At 43.8% G+C, this 25531-nt stretch carries 27 protein-coding genes; 13 read left to right on the forward strand and 14 right to left on the reverse strand.

Annotated elements, in window-relative coordinates; genetic code table 11:
* Positions 1-67: 67 nt before the first annotated feature.
* Positions 68-469, reverse strand: coding sequence for a copper resistance protein NlpE (locus tag A8C56_RS11770; RefSeq protein WP_067756088.1), 402 nt, complete (start codon positions 467-469; stop codon positions 68-70).
* Positions 470-568: 99 nt separating this feature from the next.
* Positions 569-1021 carry a GNAT family N-acetyltransferase gene (locus tag A8C56_RS11775; RefSeq protein WP_067756091.1) on the reverse strand — a complete coding sequence of 151 codons (453 nt, stop codon included), beginning with the start codon at positions 1019-1021 and terminating at the stop codon, positions 569-571.
* A 323-nt stretch (positions 1022-1344) separates the two neighbouring features.
* Between A8C56_RS11775 and A8C56_RS24470 the strand changes: the two genes are divergently transcribed.
* The 4 genes from A8C56_RS24470 (at position 1345) to A8C56_RS11795 (ending at position 3671) form a co-directional block, all read left to right on the forward strand.
* Positions 1345-1482, forward strand: a complete 138-nt coding sequence (locus tag A8C56_RS24470) for a hypothetical protein (RefSeq protein ID WP_157097954.1) — start codon at positions 1345-1347, stop codon at positions 1480-1482.
* Between the two features lie 74 nt (positions 1483-1556).
* Positions 1557-1691 (forward strand): hypothetical protein, encoded by a 135-nt coding sequence (locus A8C56_RS25280; protein ID WP_262492402.1) that lies wholly within the window; start codon positions 1557-1559, stop codon positions 1689-1691.
* Positions 1692-2043: 352 nt separating this feature from the next.
* Positions 2044-2526, forward strand: a complete 483-nt coding sequence (locus tag A8C56_RS11790; protein WP_067756100.1) for a ribonuclease H-like YkuK family protein — start codon at positions 2044-2046, stop codon at positions 2524-2526.
* 77 nt (positions 2527-2603) lie between these two features.
* Positions 2604-3671, forward strand: coding sequence for an AAA family ATPase (locus A8C56_RS11795; protein WP_067756103.1), 1068 nt, complete (start codon positions 2604-2606; stop codon positions 3669-3671).
* Positions 3672-3841: 170 nt separating this feature from the next.
* Here the strand turns inward: A8C56_RS11795 and A8C56_RS11800 are convergent, their stop codons facing one another.
* Together A8C56_RS11800 and A8C56_RS11805 are read right to left on the reverse strand one after the other, a co-directional pair.
* A complete protein-coding gene (locus A8C56_RS11800) occupies positions 3842-4285 on the reverse strand; it encodes a DoxX family protein (protein ID WP_067756106.1) in 444 nt (147 codons plus the stop codon).
* Positions 4286-4463: 178 nt separating this feature from the next.
* Positions 4464-5399 (reverse strand): exonuclease/endonuclease/phosphatase family protein, encoded by a 936-nt coding sequence (locus A8C56_RS11805; RefSeq protein ID WP_067756108.1) that lies wholly within the window; start codon positions 5397-5399, stop codon positions 4464-4466.
* 62 nt (positions 5400-5461) lie between these two features.
* On the opposite strand from A8C56_RS11805, the gene A8C56_RS11810 reads away from it, so the two are divergent.
* Entirely contained in the window at positions 5462-6166 is a 705-nt protein-coding gene (locus A8C56_RS11810; RefSeq protein ID WP_067756111.1) for a DUF2490 domain-containing protein, read from the forward strand.
* Here the strand turns inward: A8C56_RS11810 and A8C56_RS11815 are convergent.
* The 3 genes from A8C56_RS11815 to A8C56_RS11825 form a co-directional block, all read right to left on the reverse strand.
* Positions 6163-6834, reverse strand: coding sequence for a YggS family pyridoxal phosphate-dependent enzyme (locus A8C56_RS11815; protein ID WP_067756114.1), 672 nt, complete (start codon positions 6832-6834; stop codon positions 6163-6165). The genes A8C56_RS11810 and A8C56_RS11815 overlap by 4 nt on opposite strands.
* Positions 6835-6866: 32 nt before the next feature.
* The gene (locus A8C56_RS11820; RefSeq protein ID WP_067761952.1) at positions 6867-8111 is read right to left on the reverse strand and encodes a glycoside hydrolase family 27 protein; all 1245 of its coding nucleotides are present in this window, start codon (positions 8109-8111) and stop codon (positions 6867-6869) included.
* Between the two features lie 160 nt (positions 8112-8271).
* Positions 8272-9426: an acyl-CoA dehydrogenase gene (locus tag A8C56_RS11825; RefSeq protein ID WP_067756117.1), complete on the reverse strand. Its 1155-nt coding sequence runs from the start codon at positions 9424-9426 to the stop codon at positions 8272-8274.
* 516 nt (positions 9427-9942) lie between these two features.
* On the opposite strand from A8C56_RS11825, the gene A8C56_RS11830 reads away from it, so the two are divergent.
* Positions 9943-10776 carry a hypothetical protein gene (locus A8C56_RS11830; protein WP_157097955.1) on the forward strand — a complete coding sequence of 278 codons (834 nt, stop codon included), beginning with the start codon at positions 9943-9945 and terminating at the stop codon, positions 10774-10776.
* A gap of 43 nt (positions 10777-10819) precedes the next feature.
* Here the strand turns inward: A8C56_RS11830 and ftsY are convergent, their stop codons facing one another.
* The 4 genes from ftsY to rpmB form a co-directional block, all read right to left on the reverse strand.
* A complete protein-coding gene (gene ftsY, locus A8C56_RS11835) occupies positions 10820-11779 on the reverse strand; it encodes a signal recognition particle-docking protein FtsY (RefSeq protein ID WP_067756123.1) in 960 nt (319 codons plus the stop codon).
* A 142-nt stretch (positions 11780-11921) separates the two neighbouring features.
* On the reverse strand, positions 11922-12095 hold the full coding sequence (locus tag A8C56_RS23905) for a DUF4295 domain-containing protein (protein WP_018628658.1): 174 nt from the start codon (positions 12093-12095) through the stop codon (positions 11922-11924).
* Between the two features lie 97 nt (positions 12096-12192).
* Positions 12193-12381 carry a 50S ribosomal protein L33 gene (gene rpmG / locus A8C56_RS11840; RefSeq protein WP_067756126.1) on the reverse strand — a complete coding sequence of 63 codons (189 nt, stop codon included), beginning with the start codon at positions 12379-12381 and terminating at the stop codon, positions 12193-12195.
* Between the two features lie 25 nt (positions 12382-12406).
* Positions 12407-12643, reverse strand: coding sequence for a 50S ribosomal protein L28 (gene rpmB / locus A8C56_RS11845; RefSeq protein WP_067756130.1), 237 nt, complete (start codon positions 12641-12643; stop codon positions 12407-12409).
* Between the two features lie 538 nt (positions 12644-13181).
* Here rpmB and lpdA point away from each other — a divergent pair.
* Positions 13182-14585, forward strand: a complete 1404-nt coding sequence (lpdA, locus tag A8C56_RS11855) for a dihydrolipoyl dehydrogenase (RefSeq protein ID WP_067756136.1) — start codon at positions 13182-13184, stop codon at positions 14583-14585.
* Positions 14586-14801: 216 nt separating this feature from the next.
* On the forward strand, positions 14802-15566 hold the full coding sequence (locus tag A8C56_RS11860; RefSeq protein WP_067756139.1) for a MerR family transcriptional regulator: 765 nt from the start codon (positions 14802-14804) through the stop codon (positions 15564-15566).
* A gap of 279 nt (positions 15567-15845) precedes the next feature.
* Here A8C56_RS11860 and A8C56_RS11865 read toward each other — a convergent pair whose 3' ends face one another.
* Together A8C56_RS11865 and lepA are read right to left on the reverse strand one after the other, a co-directional pair.
* A complete protein-coding gene (locus A8C56_RS11865; protein WP_067756142.1) occupies positions 15846-16520 on the reverse strand; it encodes a 2-C-methyl-D-erythritol 4-phosphate cytidylyltransferase in 675 nt (224 codons plus the stop codon).
* Positions 16521-16608: 88 nt separating this feature from the next.
* Positions 16609-18402, reverse strand: a complete 1794-nt coding sequence (gene lepA / locus A8C56_RS11870) for a translation elongation factor 4 (RefSeq protein ID WP_067756145.1) — start codon at positions 18400-18402, stop codon at positions 16609-16611.
* Positions 18403-18624: 222 nt separating this feature from the next.
* On the opposite strand from lepA, the gene A8C56_RS11875 reads away from it, so the two are divergent.
* Positions 18625-19500: an inositol oxygenase family protein gene (locus A8C56_RS11875; protein WP_067756148.1), complete on the forward strand. Its 876-nt coding sequence runs from the start codon at positions 18625-18627 to the stop codon at positions 19498-19500.
* A gap of 92 nt (positions 19501-19592) precedes the next feature.
* The gene (locus A8C56_RS11880; protein WP_067756151.1) at positions 19593-21224 is read left to right on the forward strand and encodes a sodium/sugar symporter; all 1632 of its coding nucleotides are present in this window, start codon (positions 19593-19595) and stop codon (positions 21222-21224) included.
* Between the two features lie 364 nt (positions 21225-21588).
* Here A8C56_RS11880 and A8C56_RS11885 read toward each other — a convergent pair whose 3' ends face one another.
* Positions 21589-22560, reverse strand: coding sequence for a M57 family metalloprotease (locus tag A8C56_RS11885; RefSeq protein ID WP_067756154.1), 972 nt, complete (start codon positions 22558-22560; stop codon positions 21589-21591).
* Positions 22561-22759: 199 nt separating this feature from the next.
* Between A8C56_RS11885 and A8C56_RS11890 the strand changes: the two genes are divergently transcribed.
* The 3 genes from A8C56_RS11890 to A8C56_RS11900 all read left to right on the forward strand — a co-directional run bounded on the left by A8C56_RS11890 (position 22760) and on the right by A8C56_RS11900 (position 25510).
* Positions 22760-23473, forward strand: coding sequence for a DUF4397 domain-containing protein (locus A8C56_RS11890; RefSeq protein WP_067756158.1), 714 nt, complete (start codon positions 22760-22762; stop codon positions 23471-23473).
* A gap of 93 nt (positions 23474-23566) precedes the next feature.
* A complete protein-coding gene (locus tag A8C56_RS11895; RefSeq protein ID WP_067761954.1) occupies positions 23567-24127 on the forward strand; it encodes an RNA polymerase sigma factor in 561 nt (186 codons plus the stop codon).
* Between the two features lie 9 nt (positions 24128-24136).
* Positions 24137-25510: a hypothetical protein gene (locus tag A8C56_RS11900; RefSeq protein ID WP_067756160.1), complete on the forward strand. Its 1374-nt coding sequence runs from the start codon at positions 24137-24139 to the stop codon at positions 25508-25510.
* Positions 25511-25531: the final 21 nt, after the last annotated feature.

A 25531-nucleotide genomic window follows, 5' to 3' on the forward strand; every position in this document is an offset into this window, starting at 1 on the left:
AAAACAAACATGGTCTGCTGAGGGAAGATCAACCGCATGTTCCTGCCTAAAATGAGGCCGCGTACCTTTAATGTATTTTTTTAAGGATATACCGGCCTGTACTGCTGCCTTTGATTGACGTTCCGTTCTGATCCAGTTGTATTAATTGCCCCACCGCAACTTTAAAAAATCGCTTTCCGTTCTTTAGGGTAAGCACCATTGTTGTATCAGCAGGATGCAGTTCAAAGGCTCCTTTTTCCTGGTATATGCCTTTACGCCCTTCATATTTCTCCGTAAGAATAAACAGTGAGCTGTCTTCCAGCAGCCTGAGATTTGTTTGTATGCCCGGGCAATCTGCGCAAGGCAGCACGCCCTCATACTCGCTAATGCCGGTCACAACAGGTGCTTTGGCACTTTCACTTTCTTTATCTGGCCCCGTATTGCAGGCCAGCAACAAGGTAGCCGCTATTATTTGTACAGCTTGTTTCATCTATTATTTATTAATGTGCATTTGTAAAAATACCGCTTTCGCTCCTTATCCGCATCCCTCTCAAAAAGAGAATCTGTTGAATTGTTTAGTTTCCTGCCTTCAATAGGCAGGAATAGCATCTAAAAAGATCCGCATATGATGATGCGGCACACCAACTTCCACAAATGGTTCATCATAGATCTCAAAACCATTTTTTAAGTAAAACAGGATCGCTGTGTCCTGTGCATGACAGGTGATCTCTCTGAATTTCTTTTCTTTTGCAAATACCAGTAATGCTTCCACCAGCAACCGGCCAATGCCTTTATACTGGCAGGTCGTTTCCACTGCCATTTGCTTTAGCTGTGCGCTCCGGTGCTCCTGATCCAGCGGCACCAGGATCACACATCCTACCACTTTATCCTTTTCCACTGCAACAAAATGCCAGGCTTTATGATCATCCATCTCCCAGCCATGATCCGGTAAACCGATCGGCCGCAGCAGAATACGGTTCCGTAAATCCTGTTCCTGTTTGTAAAGCCTGTCCTGCATCTCAATCTGCTTTATTATGATCATGATTTTTTATTTGTATTTCAAAAATAATACAACAACGGTATTTCATACCACTTACAGCTAAACACAAAACATATATGTTGTTATACAAAAAAATATCAAAAAAAATTTTGTAATATAAAAAAGGAGTTACAACTTTGCATCCGCAAATAAAAACAATATAAAATGCAACGCAATTATTTATATATTGAAACAAAAGCGTGGTTCAGCCCGGAAGGGCTGAATACCCGTTGCGGGGCATTAGCTGCAGAAAATTAAAAAATATCTTTTTTAATAAAACACAGGCCCCGCAAGCAATTGCGGGGTTTTTGTTTATACGCAAAAAAATGAAACGGACAGAATTATCCAGTCGATTTACAATAGCGGCACAGTTCCCCTGCTGGCCCAATGGCGGAGCTATGCACCTGCGCATTCGTAAATCAGCAAACCCAAGACCGGAGTTTTTATATCAGCATCAGGAATAGAGCTGCATGTGAGCATAATAAAAACCCGGTCCGGAAAAGACCGGGTTTTTTATTATTCAAAAAGGAGGTATGCTATGAACATCATTTTTATAATTATCCTGTTGGTATTTATAGTGGAAAGAATAACCGGCAGCAAAAAAACGACTAATATAAAAAACGAATCTTCCGGAACGCGGATCGATGACCCTGCTTCTGTAAGATTACGGTAACCGGTTAATTGCAGAGAAAGGAGAAACATGCCCCGCGGATGCAGCGGGATGTTTATGCGGATCAGAGCTTAACAGATAAAGTGCCATAACCAATACGGCCTGGTGTAAGGGCAACCTGCTCGCTCTCCTTTCTTTTTGAAAGGTAAATACTGATTGATCGTCTTCTGTTCGGACCTGAAAGCCGTACGATCTGATTGGTACTGAAGACAGGACAAAAAGGTTTGAGTCCTTTGGGCACTACCGATATATGGATTGGGTATAAGGGTCAATATGATCTACGCAATCATTGATACAGGTTTGATTCCTGTGTTAAAAACAAAAATGAACAGATTGATGACTAAAATTAAAACCGATGGAACAACAACAATGGCAGCGGTTCGGTGGAACATTTTTAAGCGGACCGGTTGCTGAAGAAGTGAACAAGGCATTAATAACGGAACAGGAAGCCGGCAATACTATACAGGTATGCCTGGGCACCGACAGCCAGGTAAAAGGCGCCGTTATTGAATTTGCAACAGTGATCGTTTTTGTACGAAGAGGAAAGGGCGCTTTTCTTTTTCTGCAGAAAGAACTGCTGCATAAAAAAATGAGCATCCGGGAGCGCCTGTTAATGGAAGTAGATAAAACCGTTCAGCTGACGTTACAACTGAATGAGGTCTTTAAAAGACACAGGATCGCTCCGGAGCTGCATATAGACATTAACACTTCTGCTGCATATAGAAGTAATGCCGCGCTCCACGAAGCCATAGGGTACGTTTCAGGAATGGGCTGGACCTGTAAGGCAAAACCAAACGCCTTTGCAAGCTCCAGCTGTGCCAACAGAGTTGTTCAATAAGGCCGTTGCAAAAAGCACCAATATCAACCACTTTATAGCCTCCTGTCTGATGAGGTACTAAAGTTAAAAAACAAAAAATGGAACAGGAATCAATACAAAAAGTAATCAACACCAATGAGCTTTTCGGAGATGCGTTTATCAATGCAAAAGTGCTGTATCTTCATGAATTCGGCAAATTGCCCTGCACACTGTTCATAGGTCAGCTGGATGGCAGTAAGGCTTTTACTGCATTGAAAGAACTGCTGGCCGGTCGGACCAGGCACATTTTCCAGCGTCAATGGTTCAAGCGGAAAAATAAAAAGTTCCAGTATGATACAGCGATCTTCCTTTTAAACGACGGCTGTATCCTGGAACTGGATGAGTACTGGTGTGAGATCCTGCACGATGGAAACAATGATCTGCTGATCCGGGAAATCGTGCACCTGCTGCAGCAATTCCACGAAAAGAAAAAAAAGGAGCCACTGGAAATTAACCTGATCGTCCGCGACGGGAACAGGCTGCTGCTAAAATCAATGGAAATAAAAAGAAACAGGCTCGATCTGGATCTTTTTTATGAAGATGATTTCAAAGCAGTGGACTCGTGTATCCGCCAGCGGCTGAACCGGAAAAAAGATAAGGGCATTGTACTGCTGCACGGCTTGCCCGGAACAGGGAAAACCTCGTACCTCAGGTACCTGGTGGGAAAGATCAGAAAGCGGGTGCTTTTCCTCTCACCTTCCGTTGCAGGCAACCTGATCAGCCCGGATTTTATCCAGTTGCTGATTAATAACCCGGATACGGTACTGATCATTGAAGATGCTGAAAATATTATTATGGACCGTCGCTACAGCTCCGGTTCATCGGTATCTGATCTGTTGAATATATCAGACGGGTTACTGGCCGACTTTTTAAACATTCAGCTCATCTGCACTTTTAACAGCGCACTCACCCTTATTGATGAAGCACTGCTGAGAGAGGGCCGGCTCATTGCAAAATATGAATTCAGGAAATTGAGCGTGGAAAAGGCCCGGGCGCTGGCATGCCATCTGGGATACCCGCAAAACATTACAGAGCCCAGCACTTTGGCGGAGATCTGTAATTTTGAACCGGTTGCCGGAAAACAGGCAAAACCGGCCCCGATCGGCTTCCGGCTGGCAACCAGCTAAAGCAAATAAGAACATCCGGCAGCAATAACCGGATGTTTTATTATTCCATAAGAATATCAGACCAACATATAATGTAATGACAACCTGATTGACGATCCCAAAAGCACGGACCTGCCGGTAATAAATAACAGGACTGCCGGTTCAATAGAAATGATCCATGTTATGTTACTTTACTTTTCTGCTTCACCTACATGCATTGCATCAAAAGACCATGTCCCGTTACCTGCAATAAGAAAATAGATCAGCAGCAATAATACAATAATTGCCAGGAACAGGTTAGAGAACGGGAGCATAACATCCGGAAGCTCCTGCCCGAGGAAAACAGCTCCCAGCAAAACAGGGATCTGCATAATACAGGCAGCCCTTGTAAGCCAGCCCAGGGTAAGCAGCACGCCACCCAATATATGTGCGCCTACAATATAATGGCCTACCAGCAGTTCAGAAAAAGAGCCAAATGACATCCATCCCGGCATAAGGCTCATCAGAACAGTATAGTTCTGAGCAAACTGAACACCTTTATAAATCAAAAAAAGGCCAAGACCTATCCGCACAATATCCATCCACTTGGGATGGTGCGTTTCGCCCCAGAATCCGATACGATGTAAAACTGTCATAACGAAACGTTTTTAGATGAAAAAATGAAAGAAAAGAACTTTGGTAAAGTTACAATATACAACAGGCCAAATACAAATTTTTTAAGTGCCAGTAAATCATTGTTTTGAAATTAAATAACCGGCCATTTTATTACTACAGACAGAAAAATCGTGCCGTACAGGGGCCCTCAGGCCTCCATTAATCAGTAACCCGGAAAACAGAAGACACAGGGTAATGATCTGAAGTATTATTTGTTGTATAACGGGGCACTATAAGCTGCACATCGGTTCTTATCTGAACAGAGTTGCTCATATACCATTGCTTCATATTACCGGTAACAATCTGCTGATCAATAACGGAATTGGGATACCCAATAGTAGACTGGTGCCCCGGACTGTTAAGCGGTAAGGTTACCGGTAAATAGCTTAAGGTATCATCCGTAAAGTTTTTATAAGGTGATATCCTGCCTTCCAGGATGCTGTTATTAAAATGGTCATTATAATCGCCAAGTATCATACCATCCTGATCACTCCAGTAATGATCCAGGCTATCTTTCAGTTCTGCTGAACCATCAAGCCGGTGCGTGTAAGCTTCAACCGTTGTTCCGGATTTTGCGTGCAGCAGAATAAGGTATACCCGTTTCCTTGTGCCGTTAACAACGGCATCCGCCATAAATAAAAAAGGGAACCGGCCATTTGCAAAACTTACCGCGGCTGTAGCGCTCACCGCCATAAAGGGCCGTGCGCTTACATTCCTGAAAATATTCCGGTTATAAACAATCGCAAGCTTCTGATCAATTTTTGGGTAAGGGCTTATCAGGTACCTGAACTCATTTCCCAGGTATTGCCGGATCATATTGCCAAAGCGGGCCGTGTCCACCACTTCACACAAACCATACAAATCTGCTTTCAGGTAGTTCAGGATCAGCCCGGCATTTGCAGCCTGTTCATTAAGGTCTCCTTTAAAGGCCGAAGCATCTCCAAACCATTCCATATTCCAGTTTACGATGGTAAGGTTTTTATTATAGTTCTTTAATTGTGTGGTATCTTCAGGAGAAGGGTTGCCCGGAACGGTTTCTTTTTTACAGGCCCACAAGCTGGTTAACAGCAATAAGGTGTATGCAGTGTATTTCATATAGTATTTTTCTACTCAAATTTAAACAATTCTTTCGGGAGTCTGTTTTAAAAAATAAACAAATGCTGATCCGGATACTCGTTTTAGCCCTGCTGTTCTATCTGCCCTTTAAGGCTTATTGCCAGACACGTTATGAGCAAACCGGCTGGGCAGCCTGGTTTAATAACACAAAACTAAATGCCAAATGGGGATTGTATTTTGATGTACAGATGCGTACTTACGATAACTGGACCCGGATACGCAATCTGTTGCTGAGACCGGGGATCAACTATTACATCAGGCCCAACCAAACAGCCACAGCAGGGTATCTGTATACACCCACTTTTCCTGCTCCAACAGCAGCTAACGGCAAAACGCTGACAGAGCACCGCATCTGGGAGCAGTATACGATCAGCCATCCTGTGCGGAACGGCTCCCTGAGCCATCGTTTCCGGCTGGAGCAACGCTTCATAGGGCGTACCAACGAAACACTCTTTGCGCAGCGCTTCCGTTATTTTTTCCGCGATATACAGCCATTGATACCAACTCCCAATGGTTTTAAAAAGGGCCCCTTCATTGCCTTACAAAATGAACTCTTTTTTAATATCCAGAATAAAATTAAGGTCAATGGATCCGTCTTTGATCAGAACCGTGCATATATAGCCGCCGGATTCCGTGCCAGTTCCAAACTGGATATAGAAGCTGGTTACCTGAACCAAATGATCAAAGGAGCTGACAATAACACAATGAACAATATTATACAGATAGCAGTCTACACGCGGTTTTAAGCTCTCGCACCAAACAGCAGGCTTCCTACCCGCACCATAGTGCTGCCCTGTTCAAGTGCCAGCTCATAATCGCCGCTCATGCCCATTGACAGGATCCGGAAACAGGGATTTTCAGTTTGAAGCCGGATAAAGAGCCTGCTCAAATATTCAAACTCCCGTTGAACCAGAGCCGTATCATCCGTAAAAGAGGCCATACCCATCAGGCCGCAAATATTTATATGCTGTAATGCCTGCAACTGCCTGTATTTACCAATTGTATTCATCAGCTCAAAAACCTCTTCCTTATCAAATCCGAACTTGGTCGTTTCCTTTGCTATATGAACCTGTAACAGGCAATTGATGATCCGGTGATGTTTGGCTGCCTGCTTATCAATCTCGGTCAGCAGCTTAAAGCTATCCACCCCGTGGATCAGATGTACAAAAGGGGCTATATATTTTACTTTATTGGACTGCAGGTGTCCGATAAAATGCCAGTGGATATCTTTTGGTAAAACGGCCTCCTTCTCTACCAGCTCCTGTACATAATTCTCTCCAAAAGCACGCTGGCCCAGGTCATACAGCATTTGAATATCACTTGCAGGTTTTGTTTTGGAAACGGCAACCAATGTAGCATGTGCAGCAGCCGTTTTTTCCAGTATTGCTTTATAATTCTTTTCATTTACAGACATGCCGTAAAAATACAACAGATTCTGCTAACAGATTACTGCGGCTGTTTCCCAGTGGCATACTGGAATACATTGTAGGGCAACGATACACCTTTTGCTATAAGCACAATAACCCCGTGGCCGGGCACTTCAAAAGATTGTACGGCCTGCCGGGTTATTGCTATATCTTTTTGCTCCCATATATTATGCAGGGTATAGCCTTTTTTACTATCGATGCTTAAATCATCCATGTTAAAAGAAATATTCTTTTTTGTTGCAGACCGGTTCAGGAGCGCTATTGCAATTTCACCGCTCATCGTATGCTTCAGCGGTCTTGCCCATACTTCCTGGTCACCATAATCAGCCAGGCGTCTTGCCTGGTATACCAGGGGATCCTGGTTAATGGCGATCATTTCCCTGTTGGTAAGGATTGAGCGGGTTTCTTTGCTCATACGGGTAAGATCGTTGCCTGCCAGCAACGGGGAGTTGAGCATACACCACATAGAAAAGTGAGCTTTATCTTCTTCAAAGCTCATCCCTCTTCCTACCTGCAGCATATCCATGTCATTTACGTGCCCGGGGCCGGAGTACGGCCACAGATCTGCATTCAGGTCAATGATCTTCAGGATCGATTCAAACGAGGCGCTGATATCTGCCGAAACGCGCCATGAGTTAGCAATATGCACCACCCATTTGCCTGGGAATTTCCAACGACATACATTATACAGGGCTCCGGGTTTTATTTCCTGTATGAGCCGCCCGATTTCAGTATACCGCGTCTGTTCATCCAGCCCCAGCCAGTCGCCCCCGCACCAGTCTACTTTTATAAAATCAAATCCCCATTCCTTTAAGAGCCGGTGCAGATCCGCTTTTTCATGGCCATATAAACCCATGCCAATACTTATGCTGTCATGATCCCAGTAAGAACCGCAGGTATTGATCCCCGCATCACTGTAAATACCGGCACTTAGCCCCTTTGAATGAATATAACGTGCTATAGCAGCCATACCGGCAGGAAATCGTTTACTGTTAAACAATAAATTCCCATCTTTATCCCTGCCGCCAAAAAAACCGTCATCAATATTTATAAACCGGTAACCGGCAGCCTTCATGCCACTGGCAACCAACGCATCAGCCTGCGCTTTAATGATCTTTTCACTAATCCCCACATGAAACTGGTTCCAACTGGACCACCCCATCATGGGCGTATGAGCACCCTGTTGCTCAGTTAGGTCATTGCCCTGTGCGCCTGCATTCATAAAGGCTGACAGCAGCAGCCAGAGAATAACCAGTTGTTTCATACTGTAAAATCTTAAAAACATATAATAACAAAGTTCTGTATTACCCCTTCGCTATGGCAACCTCTTTATATTTTATTGCTTTATTTTGAGCAACAGACCAGGGCTGGATCAATACTTTTTAATATCATTCTTATGACAGATCCACTTTTATATCCCAAAATCATTGCAGAATCCCCCTGCTGATCACAATCCGCTGCACTTCGCTGGTACCTTCATAGATCTGGGTAACCTTTGCATCGCGCATCAAACGCTCTACATGATATTCCTTTACAAACCCATAGCCTCCATGCACCTGAACGGCTTCAATAGCAGCCCACATAGCCGTTTCCGAAGCATACAGTTTTGCCATAGAAGAGCTGATGCTGTAGTCCTGGTGATTGTCCTTTTCCCATGCTGCCTTTAAGCAAAGCAGCCGCGCGGCTTCAATTTTCAATGCCATATCCGCCAGTTTAAAAGCAATCGCCTGATGGTTCATAATTTCCGTTCCAAATGACTTACGTGTTCTGGCATAATCCCGTGCACGTTCAAAAGCACCGCCGGCAATGCCCAACGCCTGTGATGCAATGCCAATGCGGCCTCCGGCCAGTGTTTTCATGGCAAATTTGAATCCAAAGCCCTCTTCCCCTATCCGGTTCTCCCTGGGTACTTTTACATCAGAGAACAGGATCGTATGCGTATCGCTGCCACGAATTCCCAGCTTGTTCTCTTTAGCCGCAACAGTAACACCCGGCCAGTCTTTTTCTACAATAAAGGCATTAATGCCTTTTGCCCCTTTTGCCTTATCTGTCTGGGCCATTACAAGATATACAGAGGCACTGCTGCCATTCGTAATCCAGTTCTTGGTACCGTTAATTACATAATGGTCTCCTTTATCTTCCGCAGTTGTTTGCTGACTGGTGGCATCACTGCCCGCTTCCGGCTCACTCAGTAAAAAAGCGCCAATGTATAACTGGCCATCCTTTTTCCCCTGTGCCAGCGGTTTCAGATATTTTTGTTGCTGCGCTTCAGATCCGTATTCCTGCAACCCGTAGCATACCAGGCTGTTGTTTACGCTCATACAAACGCTCACACTGGCATCCACCTTTGAAATTTCTTCCATCGCAAGCACATAGCTGATCGTGTCCAGCCCGGCACCACCATATTCAGGCCGTACCATCATTCCCATAAAACCAAGGTCTGCCAGCTTTTCAATCTGTTCCCTGGGAAATTTTTGTTGCTCATCCCGCTCAATAACACCCGGCAAACATTCCTGTTGCGCAAAATCCCTGGCCGCTTGCCGGATCATTTGTTGTTCTTCTGACAGCTGGAAATTCATAACGGATCGTTTTATTTTCTACAAATATAAAAGACTGCATCAGTAAACGAACAACCGTTCACAAGTTTACTGCACTATAATAAAGAAATTGACAGGGAACAATTCCGGTTACAATATGCCTGGCAGTTGACTATTTTTATTTTAACCACAGCTGTTGTGCTGATGACATCCAGGTTCTTTGCCTGACCGGCTCGCCCATTCAGGCGGTCGTTGCACTCTTGAGCCGTCGTGTACAGGACATCAAGGTATAATTATCAGATACCAGTTATCAGTGGAGAGTTATGAGTTGATTAGTTGAGCGCTTCAGCTGTTTGGCCTTCCTCATAAAAAAGAAGTCTGATGAAAAAACACTCAAAAAATGAATATCCCGGATCCTGACAAGCTGTTCAATCTTATAAGAAAGAGCATTTATTTAAAAATACCTACAAATAGCGATGGTCTCTGACCGGCAATCGTAATAGCTTTATATAAATAAATATTTTTCGGCCTCATAAATTTTATCCGTTTAATTAAATCGTGACAAACCGGTTGTTGTTCATATTATTGTTTTTTGCTGCTGTTGTTTTAACGTCCTGCAACAGTAACCAAAACACTCCTGCTCAAAACAGCACTGATTCCGCTGTTATCCCCGAACCAGCCACGGAGGATACGATAAGCAACAGTACCGACACGGCTATTATCCCAAAAAATAATACAGATGGCCCTGCACGCCGTTATCATAGATTTACACGGGACGACAGCTCTAAAGTGGCTCCAACCCCTCTGATCCAACCTGCAGCAAAGGCTGATAGTGCACAAACAGGTTATGCACTGGTGTACTGTCCGGATAAAATGATCAAGAACAGTCAGAATATAATAACGGCAAGAATCACAAAAAATGAACTAAACAAAGCGATTACAGACCTGGTCACGGACCTCAGCAAACAGGAAAATGAGAATACCGGTTCTATAAAAGACAATCTTTACCAAAAACAATTGCAGGTATATAATAAAATGGAAGTGCAACTGCAATGTGATGAAAGCATTTTTACGGTTACTACTACAGGCAGTGATTCCATTCAATCCTTTGCCCCGGGCGAAAAAGAACTGGAATGGAACTGGGAACTGAAGCCCAGATCGGTAACTGGTAAAACCGTTATCTCATTTATTTTTAAAGGTATTGACCGGTATAACCAGCCCATAAAACTGGGGGAAAAAATGTTATATGTAACGGTGCAGGTGGATGTCCGGTCTTTCTGGTCTAAATGGATGGAGTTCTTATCAGACGATCCAAAATATACCATCACAGCTATTATTGTTCCACTGGTTACCTTTTTGGGCGGTTATTTTCTCAAACGCAGATCTTCCTAGCAGGCAGGGTAAGCACCCGCGGCTATTCCATAAGGACAGGGGGCTATTTCAAACTGAACAGGCTGTCTACAAACTCATGCTTATCAAATACCAGCAGGTCTTCCATTTTTTCACCTACACCAATAAACTTTACGGGAATCTTAAACTGGTCGGCAATAGCCAGCACTACGCCTCCTTTTGCCGTGCCATCCAGCTTGGTAATGGCCAGTGCGGTTACATCCGTTGCCGCTGTAAAATGTTTTGCCTGTTCCAATGCGTTTTGCCCCGTAGACCCATCCAGTACCAGCAATACTTCATGTGGGGCAAAGGGAACAAACTTTTGCAGTACGCGCTTGATCTTATTCAGTTCATCCATCAGATGCGCTTTGTTGTGCAAACGCCCGGCAGTATCTATGATCACTACATCACTGCCCCGGCTCATAGCGCTTTGAGCCGTGTCAAAAGCCACAGCAGCAGGGTCACTGCCCATTTCCTGCTTTACAATAGGCACACCTACACGTTCGCTCCAGATGGTCAGTTGGTCTACAGCCGCCGCGCGGAAAGTATCAGCGGCACCTAATAATACATTCTTACCTGCTTTTTTAAAGTTATAGGCCAGCTTACCGATGGTAGTGGTCTTGCCAACACCATTTACGCCCACCACCAATATGATATACGGTTTCGCGGGCATTTCCCCGTCAAAGGTGTAGCTCACAGCAGAAGGGGCTTCCACGAGGATGTTTTCAATCTCTTCCTGAAGAATGCGGTTCAGCTCACCGGTGCCCATGTATTTATCCTTTGCCACCCGCTGCTCAATACGGTCAATGATCCGCACAGTGGTATCCACCCCCACATCTGCACTCACCAGTGCTTCCTCCAGGTTATCCAGCACTTCCTCGTCAACCGTATTTTTACCGGCAATTGCTTTACTTATTTTAGAAAGGAATCCTTCCTTGGTTTTTTGCAATCCCTGGTCAAGCGATTCTTTTTCCTTTTTACCAAACAGTTTTTTAAAAAGACTCATACTTATTTATAGGTTTATGGTTTGAGGTTGTTTTCCGGCAAAGATGCAACAACAATCAGGAACCGTCAAACTTCAAACAAAAAAACAAAAGCCATTCGTTATTGAAACGAACAGCTTTTCCAATATCATATTAAAGGCAGATTTATTTCTGAGCTAAAAAGTCTTTTACCTTCTCTTTATGCACAATCTGCTCTTTGAAAGTATAAGCGCCTGTTTTAGGGCTGCGGATCGCACGGATCACCTTCGTCCAGTTTTTAGACTCTGCTGCTGCTTTAGCATCTTTTACCTTCGCGTTCTTTGAAGCTGCTTTTGCCATTTTATAGTAATTTAAAAATGTGGGAATGTAGGAAATGTGGGAAATGTGAAATAAAGATCATTTACATATTTTCACACTTACGCATTTCACATTTAAATTATTTAATTTCCTTGTGAACCGTTACTTTCTTCAGAATAGGGTTGTATTTCTTCAACTCTAAACGTTCGGGGTTGTTCTTCTTGTTCTTTACGGTAATATACCGGCTGGTACCGGGCATGCCGCTGGTTTTATGCTCCGTGCATTCCAGTATTACCTGAACCCTGTTTCCTTTTGCTTTCTTAGCCATTGTATAATGCTTTTAACTGCTTTAGTTAGATTTTTTCGCCTTTAGCACGCAATTCCTTTACTACAGCGTATAAACCGTTTTTATTAATCGTACGGATAGCATCTGTAGATAACTTTAACGTGATCCATTTGTCTTCCTCAGCCAGGTAAAACTTCTTTTTTTGCAGATTCGGCAAAAAACGGCGTTTTGTCTTAATATTGGAGTGAGAAACCTTGTGGCCTCCAATTGGGGTTTTACCTGTAACCTGACATACTCTTGCCATAGTAAATAAAAATTTAGGAGTGCAAAGGTAAGTATTTAAAATGGCATTTAAGCATAATCTTTCAATTATTTTAAAAATACCTTTACAAAAGAGGTTATTCCTTAACAGCACATTGCGTCCTTTTCTTTTTCTTTAAAATAGATACCAACAGGGCGCCTGTTGTCGTCCCGGTCATAGCTTGAAAAAATAAAGCAGGTCCCGGAGCGGAACCAGCAAACAATTTCGTTACTTCACTGAAAATCACAGCGCTGTATGCAACCTTCTGCTCTTTGCACAGCCATTCCTCACTCCTGCCTGCCGGCATTAATGCTTCTGCCCGGAGCTCTATAACCACAACCATGCCCGCGCTTATCCAATAATGCCCATCAGACTTTAAAAAGTATTATCATCTTCTCCCTATAACTGCGAAGCGTTATTCCCTGAATGCCTGTACATTGAAATCAGCGAATGCGATGGTGCATTTTGCCCGTTGCCGTAATTCAACTAAATTCGCATTCTTACTATTAAAAATATTTTAATCATCTAAATAGCACATTTTATGGCATATGACGTAATAGTTGTAGGAAGTGGCCCGGGCGGATATGTAGCCGCTATACGCGCTTCACAACTGGGTTTAAAGACTGCAATTATTGAAAAAGAGAGCCTGGGAGGTATTTGCCTGAACTGGGGGTGTATCCCAACAAAAGCGTTGTTAAAAAGCGCACAGGTATTTAATGATATCCAGCATTCGCAGGAATATGGAATTGAAGCATCCGGCAAGCCCAATTTTGAAGCTATTGTAAAACGAAGCCGGGGTGCGGCAGACAAAATGAGTAAGGGTGTCCAGTTCCTGATGAAAAAAAATAAAATTGATGTGATCATGGGCTTTGGCACCCTGAAGGGTAAGGGCCAGATAGAGGTAAAGGGCGCAGACGGGAAAACAACATTGGTAGAAGGAAAGCATATTATTATAGCAACCGGTGGCCGGAGCCGCGAGCTGCCTGCATTAAAGCAGGATGGTAAAAAGATCATCGGCTACCGTGAAGCAATGGTATTGCCCCGGCAGCCCAAAAGCATGATCGTTGTAGGCAGTGGAGCTATCGGGGTAGAGTTTGGTTATTTTTACAACAGCCTCGGCACCAAAGTGACCATTGTGGAATTTTTGCCCAGGATAGTGCCTGTAGAAGATGAAGAGATCTCTAAAGAGCTGGAAAAGAACCTGAAAAAGCAAGGCATTACCATAATGACCGGCAGCGAAGTAACTTCTGTTGATACATCCGGCAATGGTGTAAAAGCAAAAGTAAAAACCCCAACGGGGGAAGCCATCCTGGAAGCCGACATCCTGCTAAGCGCTGTAGGTGTGGCTGCAAACATTGAAGGCATTGGCCTGGAAACAGCAGGTGTAAAAACAGACAAGGGCAAGATCGTTGTAGACAAATTTTACAAAACAAATGTAGAAGGCATTTATGCCATTGGCGACTGTGTTCCGGGGCAGGCCCTGGCGCACGTCGCATCAAAAGAAGCTATCATTTGTGTAGAGAACATTGCCTTTAATGAAAAGAAATACAAGCATCAGCCTGAAGCCCTGGATTATAATAATGTTCCGGGCTGTACCTACTGCTTCCCGGAAATAGCCAGTGCAGGCTTTACGGAAAAGGCGGCTAAGGATGCAGGCTATGAGATCAAAGTGGGCAAATTCCCCTTAACAGCAAGCGGAAAAGCCACAGCAGCCGGTCATACAGAAGGGTTTGTAAAAGTGATCTTTGATGCCAAATACGGCGAGTGGTTAGGCACGCACATGATCGGTTATAATGTAACGGAGATGATCGCCGAAACCGTTGTAGGCCGTAAACTGGAAACCACTTATCATGAAGTGCTGAACAGCATACATCCGCACCCAACCATTAGTGAAAGCGTAAAAGATGCCATTGAAGCGGCATATGGTGAAGCCATTCATTTATAATATTAAGATGGGTTTGTAACGCCTCCTCCTAACCGGGGAGGTTTTTTTATGGGTAAGCCTCAACACAAAAATACAGCGCCGGATAGTATCAGGGCTAACGACCCGGCAGCGGTGGGTGGCCGTTAAATAATTTTCTAAAAAAGTCAGAAAAAAATTTGACCCTTACCTTAGGTCATAGAATAGCTTTGCACCTGAAACATTGATCAAATCATTTTTGTGAAGCAACTCTCTGTAAAAGAACTGGCCAATGCCGCAGGCGTAACAGTGCGCACGTTACACGTTTACGACAAGACGGGTTTATTGAAACCTGCTATACGAACCGACAAGAAATACCGATACTACGGACAGGCAGAACTCTTAAGGCTGCAACAAATTCTTTTTTATAAAGAATTAGGATTAACACTTGCAGAGATCAGCTCGCTTTTGGATACACCGGATTTTGATGTAATAAAAGCGCTCACCGGGCATAAAAAGGCATTGCGCAAAAAACAGGCGCGCATTGCAAAAATGATCGCTACAATCGACAAAACCATTCTAAACTTAAAAGGTAAAATTAAAATGACACACAAGGAATTATATAATGGATTACCAAAGGAACAGGCCTTGCAATGGAGAAAAGAGGCCCTCGAAAAATGGCCGGGGCAGGTAAAACATTCGGAGAAAATGCTTTTGAATATGAGCAAAGCAGAATTTGCAGAACTTCAGGACAATTTCAGGCAAGTAAACAACCGCCTGGCGCTCCTGTCTGACGAAGACCCAAAAAGCGATCCGGTACAGCACGAGATCCGAAAGCACTATCAGTGCATTCTCAAATTCTGGGGTAAATCAAAAAATATAGCCACTGCGTATAAAGGCCTGGGCAGCTTATATGTTTCAGATAACCGGTATGCGATGATTAATGGCGAAGGCAGTCTCCGTTTTGCACAGTTCCTCAATGAAGCAATGAGCTACTTTGCAGACACTCAATTACAAAATAAATAAAGACTATAATTAGTTCAGAAACAAGACCGGCTGTTTTATATTCCGGCAGTTAAGAACCAAAATAATGGTTTGCCTGTTTGTTTTGCCCTCAAAACAATTTCAGAAACACAATTAGTTTTTGAACATCCACAACACGACTTTCCGCAAATCATTTCCTACACAAAAATTACTGCAGACTTTTTGGTAGCCGAAATTTCGGGAACTAAAGACGGGCAGGAACGCAAACGAATTTTCTCGATGAAACGGGTAAAATAAAAGGGTCCATGAGGTACAATACCCTTATAAAGCGGAAGACGGCAGTAAAGCTTCTGCCATAACCAGGTCAATGGGATGGGTGATTTTTATATTGTTCTGCTCTCCTTCCACCAGGGATACTTTAATGCCAAACGCTTCCACAACAGAAGCCTCATCAGTGAATTTTCCTTTTTGCTCAATGGAAAAGGCCGGAACCAGTATCTTGCTGTGAAAGACCTGGGGCGTTTGCACCAGTACTATTTTTTCCCGCTCAAGGGCATCGCTCCCCTCTTCTGTGATCAGGCGCACGCTATCACTGCTGGGGATCACAGGGATCGCGCTCCCTGTTTCCAGTGCCTGCTCATAGCAACGCCGGATCAGCCTTTCAGAAACCAGGCAGCGTACTGCATCATGCACAAAAACAATGGCCTCCTCATGAACCTGCTGTAAACCGTTCTTTACAGACTCAAAACGCGTAGCGCCACCGATAGTGATCCGGACACGGTCCTTGTCAAAATAGGCATCAATGATCTCCTGCCCCATGTCAACATAGGCCTCCGGAAGCACCAGTATGATCTCCAAATCATCATACGCTTTCAGGAACACATCGATTGTATAAAATAAGAGGGGTTTGTTTTTCAGCAATAGGAATTGTTTGGGCAGCTCACTGCCCATTCTTACCCCTGTACCTCCTGCTACAATAACCGCTGTTTTCTTCATCCGATTTCCGGTTTCTTATTGCTGATTGCTTATTTTCTGATCGCTGATCCCGGCCATCGGAACTGATCACTGAAAACTAATAACGCGCCTACTCATCCAGCTTCAGCACTGCAAGGAATGCTTCCTGCGGCACTTCCACGTTACCGATCTGGCGCATACGCTTTTTACCTTCTTTCTGCTTTTCCAGCAGTTTACGTTTACGGCTGATATCGCCTCCATAACACTTGGCCGTTACATCCTTACGCATGGCCGAAATATTTTCCCGCGATATGATCTTGGCGCCGATCGCTGCCTGGATGGCGATCTGGAACTGCTGGCGGGGCAGCAACTCTTTTAATTTTTCGCAGAGCTTTCTTCCAAAATCCTGTGCCCGGCTCCGGTGGATGAGCGCACTGAGCGCATCGACCTTATCCCCATTCAGCAGGATATCCATTTTTACAATATCACTTTCGCGATAGCCCAAAGGATGATAATCAAAGGAAGCATAGCCGCGGGTCTGCGATTTTAATTTATCATAGAAATCAAAAACAATCTCCGTTAAAGGCATTTCAAAGATCAGTTCTACACGGGAGGTGGTCAGGTAACTCTGGTTCACCAGAATACCCCGCTTGCCCAGGCAGAGTGTCATAATATTACCAATATATTCCGGCTTGGTAATGATCTGCGCTTTGATATAGGGTTCTTCAATACGTTCTGTTTTTACAGGATCAGGGAACTCTGTAGGATTATTTACGATGATCTTTTCGCCCCTGGTAGTGTAGGCAATAAAACTTACGTTGGGCACGGTAGTGATCACCGTCTGGTTAAACTCCCGCTCTAAACGCTCCTGGATAATTTCCATGTGCAGCATTCCCAGGAACCCGCAGCGGAAGCCAAAGCCCAGTGCCTGGGAAGTTTCCAGTTCAAAGGTCAGTGAAGCATCATTCAGCTGCAGCTTGTCCATGCAATCGCGCAGCTCTTCAAATTCATCCGTATTTACCGGATAAATACCCGCAAATACCATAGGCTTTACCTCCTCAAACCCTTTGATCGCAACCGGGTTGGGATTGCTGGCAAGGGTGATGGTATCGCCCACTTTTACTTCTTTGGCGTTCTTGATGCCTGTAATAATATAGCCTACATCACCTGCCCGCACCTCGTTTTTCTCGGTCATTTTCAATTTCAGAATGCCGATCTCATCTGCCTCATATTCCTGGCCGGTGCTCACAAACTTTACCTTATCTCCCTTGCGTAATACTCCATTAAGAATGCGGTAATAAACAATAATGCCCCGGAAACTGTTAAACACGCTGTCAAAGATCAGGGCCTGCAAAGGAGCCTGCATATCCCCCTCCGGCGGAGGGATTTTATGAACAATCGCTTCCAGTACCTCTTCCACTCCCAGGCCGGTTCTGCCGCTTGCCAGTAAAATATCTTCCGGTTTACAACCAATAAGATCAATGATCTGGTCTTTTACCTCGTCGATCATGGCCCCCTCCATATCAATTTTATTAATTACGGGTATGATTTCCAGGTCGTTATCAATTGCCAGATAAAGATTACTGATCGTTTGCGCCTGTATCCCCTGGGTAGCGTCTACCAGTAGCAACGCGCCTTCGCACGCGGCCAGTGCACGGCTCACTTCGTAACTGAAATCTACGTGGCCGGGCGTATCAATCAGGTTCAGTACATAATTCTGTCCATCCTTTGCTTTGTAATTGATCTGGATAGCATGACTTTTAATAGTGATCCCTTTTTCCCGTTCCAGATCCATATCATCCAGCACCTGGTCCATCATTTCCCGGTCGCTGATGGTATTGGTTGTTTGCAATAACCGGTCTGCCAGGGTACTTTTACCATGGTCAATATGTGCTATGATACAAAAATTCCGTATATGCTTCATGCGTCAACCCTTATTTTCAGGGGCTGCAAAGGTACGATTTCAGGGGCAATAAGGCTTCAATTTCTTTTGCAGCAGTATTGCTGCGGCCCCACTGTTACTGAATGTTAAAACCAAGGCGGTTAAAATCAATTTTTGTCCGCATCAGCACCTTTTTTAAGATAATTTAATTAGCTTACACATATTATTGAAACGATTCTATTTTTAACAGCACAAACCGCCATTATGAGCACACAAAATAATAACAATGCCCCGCTTGCCAGCCTGGATGAATGGGAAGACGATCTTTTAAAAAGATATCCGGACCCTGAAGCCATTGCCACTTCCAAATCAACGGAAGCATACCGCAATTATGAGAACCCGGAAAGAGATACGGTAAAGGAGTTTTACCGGCTGAACCATACCTGCCAGACCTATGATTTTGTGATGGGCAAACGGGCCGATTTCCTGCAATTTAACCGGAAAGAAATGACCGTTTGGGATGCATTTGATTTCCTGAACCAGTTGGTAGACGATTCTGATCCTGATACCGACCTGGATCAGTTCCAGCACCTGCTGCAAACCTCAGAAGCCATCCGCAGGGATGGTCACCCGGACTGGATGGTACTGACAGGCCTGATGCATGATATGGGAAAAGTGCTCTGCCTTTTTGGAGAGCCGCAATGGGCCGTTGTAGGCGATACCTTCCCGGTTGGCTGTGCCTACTCCGACAAAATTGTGTACCCCGAGTTTTTCAGGAGCAACCCGGATTATAACAACAGCCGCTACAACACAAAACTGGGCGTATATGAAACGGGATGCGGGTTAAGCAACGTTTATATGTCCTGGGGGCACGATGAATATATTTACCAGATCCTGAAGGATCATCTTCCGGAAGAAGGTTTGTACATGCTTCGCTATCACTCCTTTTATGCCTGGCACCGGGAAGGCGCCTATGCCTATCTTACAGATGATCATGATAAAAAGATGCTGAAATGGGTACAACTGTTTAATCCTTATGATCTGTATTCTAAAAACCCGGAACCTCCTGACTGGAGTAAGCTGCGGCCTTATTACGAAAAACTGGTGAACAGGTACCTGCCGGCAACATTAAAATTTTAGAAATTGTAACACGCAGGAAGTGAATAGCAAGATGATCCTTTTCACTATTGACCATGAACTATTGACGATTAACCATTGCCTGTTGACCTTGCATGCATCAATTGCAACCGCTTGATTATATTGTTTTTTTTATTTATTTCATAGCCGTATCGGCTTATGGCTATTATGTTTATCGCCGTAAAAAATCTGAGACCACTGATTCAAAGGATTTTTTTTTAGCAGAAGGATCGCTTACCTGGTGGGCCATAGGCGCTTCCCTGATCGCTTCCAATATTTCCGCTGAGCATTTTATTGGTATGAGCGGATCGGGCTTTGCCCTGGGCCTGGCCATTTCTTCCTATGAATGGATGGCGGCCGCTACCCTGATCCTTGTGGCCGTATTTATGATCCCGGTTTATCTGAAGAATAAGATCTTCACCATGCCACAGTTTTTATCGGTACGCTACAATGACCAGGTCAGCACTATAATGGCCATCTTCTGGTTGCTGGTATATGTTTTCGTAAACCTCACTTCTATCATCTATCTTGGTGCACTGGCCATTTCCTCCATCAGCAATTTAAGTTTTGAAGCCTGCATCATCGGGCTGAGCCTGTTCTCTGTTATTGTAACACTGGGCGGCATGAAGGTGATCGGTTATACGGATGTGGTGCAGGTTATTGTGCTGATCATCGGCGGTCTGATTACTACTTACCTTGCCCTGTCATTGCTTGCTGATCATTTTGGTTTTAACGGGAATATCTGGAAAGGGCTGGGCATATTACGAAAAGAAGCGCCGGAGCATTTCCACATGATCTTTAAAAAAGGAGATCCTTATTATTACGAGTTGCCCGGCATGTCCGTGCTCATTGGCGGAATGCTGATCAATAATCTTGCCTACTGGGGATGCAATCAATACATTGTGCAACGTACGCTGGGGGCAGACCTGAAAACGGCGCGCAAGGGCATCCTGTTTGCTGCTTTTTTGAAACTGCTGATACCTGTTATTGCAGTAGTACCCGGCATTACCATGTTTGTGCTGCATAAAAACGGCTTGTTCCGGCAGGAGATGGCGGATGCAGCCGGAACCTTAAAACCGGATCATGCCTACCCTGTGCTGATGAACCTTTTGCCCCAGGGCCTGAAGGGTGTTGCTTTTGCTGCATTAACGGCAGCCATTGTGGCTTCGCTGGCCGGTAAGGCCAACAGCATTTCCACTATTTTTTCACTGGACATTTATAAAAAATTCTTCAATAAAGAAGCTTCTGAACAAAAGCTGGTCCGCACGGGCAGGTGGGCCGTTATTATTGCAATGCTGCTGGCCGCCATTGTTACCCCTGCATTAAGATCCCTGGACCAGGCGTATCAATTCATACAGGAATATGTAGGCTTCTTTTCACCGGGCGTTTTAGCCATCTTCCTTTTGGGCATGTTCTGGAAGCGCACTACCACCACTGCTGCGCTCGCCGGAGCGGTATTAACAATCCCCTTTTCTACCATACTAAAGTTCCTGCCCCGGTGGACAAACGGCGCTTTCCCGGACTATCCGTTCCTGGACCGGATGATGATCACCTTTTTTGCGGTAGCCCTGGTAATGATCGTCATCAGCCTGGCAGATCGTAGATCTGCCCAACCGGCCGCTGCGATCAAAGCAGATAAAAGCCTCTTCAGGGTTTCACCCGGTTTCTTAATGGCCTCCCTTATCATCTGCGGCGTGCTGGCTGCGTTGTATACCATCTTCTGGTAAAAAGTAAAAAGGTATTAAACCCAAGCGAGCCCTTGACCCGTAGTCCAGGGCAAGTCCCGGGGTATTAAACCGGTTTGGATTTTATCACAAAACGGCTAAAATGCCAAAAAAACCAGATCGCGGATAGTCATTATAAAATTTATAATAAATCAAGATGTTATTGGCGAATCCTTATGCAAAAGCTTAGCTAATCCAATTATTACACACAATTGTAAATTAAAATAACGATCATTTTTTACAGGTATCAACAAGACATGAATATAACCTAAACTCAAAACAGTTATACAAAACAGGGCTACTCTAATTACAAAGCAGCCCTGCTACCTAAATAGCACCTCTTTTAATGTTTAAAAAACATCATCTGTTATGGAAATAATGTTACAAGAGCCGTTACATCATTCGAAGTAAATGGCCTATTAACGCCAGATCCTATGCAAGCTAACATCCAACTATTTGCATCTTCGGTAGTAGGCGTTCCAGGTATATGAACAGCCCCCGTCCTTGTGGTACCTTCATTGTATCCACCAGGGAGATTTGAATCGTATGGACACCCACTATATGCTCTGTTAAAATAATCTGTATGACGGAACCCTAACATGTGTCCTATCTCATGAGCCATCACAGTAGCCAGATAAGATTGTGCAGCATTAGTACCAAGTGCATTGACATTTAAACTGATAGTATTATAGGGGTATGCAGGAAAGTCTCCATTACGATTTGGCCATCCTCCTGATAACCCTAAACTTGGCAGATTATTATCCATTTTAATATTTATGTCTACCGGAGTAGCTGCATTTTGGGGATTAGACGTACTAACTGTCGAAAAATGTATACCTATATCTAAATTATTATAACGCTGGCATGCTTCGCCTAAAGCTTGTTCATATACTGAAGGAAAGCCGGGATAGATATTCACCCAAATACCACGAACTGAAGCACCATGTTTACTAATATAATGGTTGGTTCGATAATGGGCAATAGGATCTGCAGGATTAAATTCAGAAATGCCCTGTTTATCATTACTCATTATAGTATTAGGCTTAGGCAATGAACTTTCTAAAGTTTCAACAAAAATATTCCCAGCCTTACTTACACGATTATTCCATCCAGCCTTGCTACTATCGCTAAAATATTCTTGCGGAAAAAATAAGTCACCTTCAACTATATAACCTCCATCATGGGCAACTACATTATATGTGCTGTAATTTTCTTTTGAAAGTCGATCGTACACATATTGAGGAACATCATTGTTCTTAGCTTTGAGGGATAAATCATTTTTTTTGCAGCTAATTGCCAAAATAAGCAATCCCGTAAAAAATAAAAGTGTTTTTTTCATAAAATCAATTTTAGTTAATTAATAAAAACAAATAGGTTAATTAATAAAAACAAATAGGTGCTATTAAGTTATTTATTTGTAGGAATTAGAATGCCAAGCAATTATTCAGGAAAAATAAATTACAGTTACAATGTTGCGCTTTCGTATTCTAGTACGTTTCTTTATTTAAAAATAAGTTTTATTTCTTAAAGTTAGTAAAATGAAAACAAAGTATTTAGTAAGTTATTTTCTTTTATTACTCGTAAGTATTTCTTTTACATCTTGCCTAAAAGACCATGACAAATATTGGGACAATCCTGATCTTCAGAATTCCGCAGCAGTCAGCGTGGTAAACGGGGCCCCGGTCAGCCTGCCGTTAGATTTCCAATTTAACGGAACTCAACGCTTTTTATTCCAGGACTTTAGTTACACATATAGAACTACTTATTTACCTGTAATGGCCGGCAACAGAACTTTCTATGTATACAACCGCGGAGAAAAGGATAGTCTTTTTGCCAAAAACCTCAGCTTTGAGGTTCGTAAAAGATATTCCATATTCATTGTAGACACTTTACGCAAAATGGATGCGGTACTGGTGCGCGACAGCGTGATGTATCCAACCGGGGACTCTGTATACCTGCGCTTTGCTAATATGAGCCCTGATGCAGGTGCCCTGGATCTTTATATTCAGGGAAATAATACCCCCATTGCCACAAAAGTTCCTTACAAGGGCGTAAGCCTGTTCAAAAGCCAAAAGTCGGCAGGCAACGTGGTCTTTGAGGTGCGGCCAACGGGTTCTACCCATGTGCTGGCCACATCCGATGAAGGCGAGAATTTATATACCGGAAATCAATATACAATCTGGACAAGTGGTTTTAAATCAATGAATACTACTAACGGGAAGCTTATCGTAAAAAAAATAAGGCATTATTAGTATATCCCATAATCAGCATCAGCCACTATTGTCTTCCCGATAGCTGGCTGATTTTTGCTATATTTAAAACGAAGTTTAAAATTAAAAAGACTTTTGGGAATACACGATGCTGAGCTTGAAGGGATACTGAAGCAATGCAAACAGGATTCAGTATTACATAAAGAGGCGCTTTATAAAGGCTATTATGGCTTTATAAAAAGCGTAGTGAAGCGTTATGTAAATGATTATCATGTAACTGAAGAACTGATCAATGATTCGTTCATTAAAATATTTAACAACCTGGGCACTTTTAAAGCGCCCGACACTTCAGCGGATGTACCACAATCGTTCAGGGGATGGGTGGCAAAGATCGCATCCCGGACCGCAATTGATTTTTTAAGAAAAAAGAAAATGGATTTCACAGATGATGAACCTTCCGAGCATCATTTTACCGACCCGAATCCAACGGCAGTTTACAGTAATGAAGTGAAAGACATTCTGTCATTGCTGGATCAATTACCAGACACACAGAAAACAGTATTTAATTTATACGAGATCGAAGGATTCAGCCATGAAGAGATCGCCAGGCTGCTGAATATATCTGAGAATGTATGCCGGGTATATCTGTCAAGGGCAAAGAATAAATTAAAGACACTATATATAAAACATTTTTAAAAAAAGATCATGGAAGAACCCGCAGATGATTTTTTTGAACATATAAAACAAACGCTTCATAACCATGAGGAGGAGTACCGGGAAGGTGCCTGGGAAGCCTTTGCTCAAAAACACCTGGCCCCGCCGCCGGCCAAAACGGCACCGGTCATTGCGGCCTGGAAATGGATAGCAGCTGCTGCTGCAGTGGTTGCCGGCCTGCTTTTTGCCATTCCCTATTTTACAGCACAGCACAAAACAGATCCTGACCATGCAACCGTAAACGTAATGACGCCGGAAAACCAACCCGCCAGCGGGCCCATAGCAGACAGTAATCAGACAATCCATCCCGACCATGCACCTCAGGTTGCACAACAGCAACTTACCCCCGTGATCACTAACAGCGATATCTGGAAAGAACCGGAAAGCATGCACCGTACAGCACCTGTATTCTTTAATAATATATCAAAGGGCGCTCCTATGCTGTATTCTATGGCTCCTGTCAGCGCTCCTCAGCAAATTACCATTGCCACAGCTGCACCCCAGGTTCCCCCTGGTCAGCAGCCAACAGCCAATAACCCTGCTACCGGCTTCTGGAAGAACCGGATCATTACCAATGAGGCGCCTGCTCCGCAACAGCATCCGGCACCTGTTACGACCCCTTACCCCATGATGGCGCAAAATCATCATCCGCAGGAAAAAGAAAGCAAAAGTTCCAGGAAATGGATCCCCAGCCTGTACCTCTCACCAATGTTTGCAGAAAGCGGGGTCAATATGGGGTATGGTATATCCTTAGCCTATGCTATCAATGACAAGATAAAGATCAGCGCCGGCGTGGCCCATAATAAAATAACCACGTCAAGAGATTTTGACGCAGCGCCCTCACCGGCAGCACCCACTTTGAATGCTCCGGGCGGTGATGTATCCCTGGCTTCCAGATCCCTTCTTGCCGCAGCAAACACTACGGCAACAACCCCAAGACTGGAAAGCGTACAGGGTGCCTTATCCGGTTTTGATATCCCATTGGATGTAAGCTATAACATCTCTAAAAAATTCTATGCAACAGCAGGCGTTTCCGGGCTTGTTGTTGTAAACGATAATACCAATTATACCCTTGTAACAAGTACCAATACAAGAATTTCGGTAGAGAACAGCCAGGGCATTTTACAGGAAGACAAAAGCATTGTAACCAATACCTATTCATCCGCTAATGCATTGCCCGGGGACATCAGTCATGAAAAGACTTCTTTCCTCGGGTTCTACAATATTTCTATGGGCTATAAGCAAAAGATCACCCCAAAAAATAATGTTTCCATCGAACCTTTCCTGAAAGTTCCCGTTAAAAATGTAACCAACCAAAACCTTAATTATACCGGTATGGGCGTTCGGTTGAAATTTGATTTTTAAAGTCTGATGTTTATTATATTT

The organism is Niabella ginsenosidivorans (assembly GCF_001654455.1).
In the GTDB taxonomy this organism is placed as follows: Bacteria; Bacteroidota; Bacteroidia; order Chitinophagales; family Chitinophagaceae; genus Niabella; species Niabella ginsenosidivorans.

What these genes read in the sequence shown, in the direction of transcription:
- A8C56_RS11770 (WP_067756088.1), bottom strand. Translation starts at nt 469, where the DNA reads ATGAAACAAGCTGTACAAATAATAGCGGCTACCTTGTTGCTGGCCTGC.
- A8C56_RS11775 (WP_067756091.1), bottom strand. Translation starts at nt 1,021, where the DNA reads ATGATCATAATAAAGCAGATTGAGATGCAGGACAGGCTTTACAAACAG.
- A8C56_RS24470 (WP_157097954.1), top strand. Translation starts at nt 1,345, where the DNA reads ATGAAACGGACAGAATTATCCAGTCGATTTACAATAGCGGCACAGTTC.
- A8C56_RS25280 (WP_262492402.1), top strand. Translation starts at nt 1,557, where the DNA reads ATGAACATCATTTTTATAATTATCCTGTTGGTATTTATAGTGGAAAGA.
- A8C56_RS11790 (WP_067756100.1), top strand. Translation starts at nt 2,044, where the DNA reads ATGGAACAACAACAATGGCAGCGGTTCGGTGGAACATTTTTAAGCGGA.
- A8C56_RS11795 (WP_067756103.1), top strand. Translation starts at nt 2,604, where the DNA reads ATGGAACAGGAATCAATACAAAAAGTAATCAACACCAATGAGCTTTTC.
- A8C56_RS11800 (WP_067756106.1), bottom strand. Translation starts at nt 4,285, where the DNA reads ATGACAGTTTTACATCGTATCGGATTCTGGGGCGAAACGCACCATCCC.
- A8C56_RS11805 (WP_067756108.1), bottom strand. Translation starts at nt 5,399, where the DNA reads ATGAAATACACTGCATACACCTTATTGCTGTTAACCAGCTTGTGGGCC.
- A8C56_RS11810 (WP_067756111.1), top strand. Translation starts at nt 5,462, where the DNA reads ATGCTGATCCGGATACTCGTTTTAGCCCTGCTGTTCTATCTGCCCTTT.
- A8C56_RS11815 (WP_067756114.1), bottom strand. Translation starts at nt 6,834, where the DNA reads ATGTCTGTAAATGAAAAGAATTATAAAGCAATACTGGAAAAAACGGCT.
- A8C56_RS11820 (WP_067761952.1), bottom strand. Translation starts at nt 8,111, where the DNA reads ATGAAACAACTGGTTATTCTCTGGCTGCTGCTGTCAGCCTTTATGAAT.
- A8C56_RS11825 (WP_067756117.1), bottom strand. Translation starts at nt 9,426, where the DNA reads ATGAATTTCCAGCTGTCAGAAGAACAACAAATGATCCGGCAAGCGGCC.
- ftsY (WP_067756123.1), bottom strand. Translation starts at nt 11,779, where the DNA reads ATGAGTCTTTTTAAAAAACTGTTTGGTAAAAAGGAAAAAGAATCGCTT.
- A8C56_RS23905 (WP_018628658.1), bottom strand. Translation starts at nt 12,095, where the DNA reads ATGGCAAAAGCAGCTTCAAAGAACGCGAAGGTAAAAGATGCTAAAGCA.
- rpmG (WP_067756126.1), bottom strand. Translation starts at nt 12,381, where the DNA reads ATGGCTAAGAAAGCAAAAGGAAACAGGGTTCAGGTAATACTGGAATGC.
- rpmB (WP_067756130.1), bottom strand. Translation starts at nt 12,643, where the DNA reads ATGGCAAGAGTATGTCAGGTTACAGGTAAAACCCCAATTGGAGGCCAC.
- lpdA (WP_067756136.1), top strand. Translation starts at nt 13,182, where the DNA reads ATGGCATATGACGTAATAGTTGTAGGAAGTGGCCCGGGCGGATATGTA.
- A8C56_RS11865 (WP_067756142.1), bottom strand. Translation starts at nt 16,520, where the DNA reads ATGAAGAAAACAGCGGTTATTGTAGCAGGAGGTACAGGGGTAAGAATG.
- lepA (WP_067756145.1), bottom strand. Translation starts at nt 18,402, where the DNA reads ATGAAGCATATACGGAATTTTTGTATCATAGCACATATTGACCATGGT.
- A8C56_RS11875 (WP_067756148.1), top strand. Translation starts at nt 18,625, where the DNA reads ATGAGCACACAAAATAATAACAATGCCCCGCTTGCCAGCCTGGATGAA.
- A8C56_RS11880 (WP_067756151.1), top strand. Translation starts at nt 19,593, where the DNA reads ATGCATCAATTGCAACCGCTTGATTATATTGTTTTTTTTATTTATTTC.
- A8C56_RS11885 (WP_067756154.1), bottom strand. Translation starts at nt 22,560, where the DNA reads ATGAAAAAAACACTTTTATTTTTTACGGGATTGCTTATTTTGGCAATT.
- A8C56_RS11890 (WP_067756158.1), top strand. Translation starts at nt 22,760, where the DNA reads ATGAAAACAAAGTATTTAGTAAGTTATTTTCTTTTATTACTCGTAAGT.
- A8C56_RS11900 (WP_067756160.1), top strand. Translation starts at nt 24,137, where the DNA reads ATGGAAGAACCCGCAGATGATTTTTTTGAACATATAAAACAAACGCTT.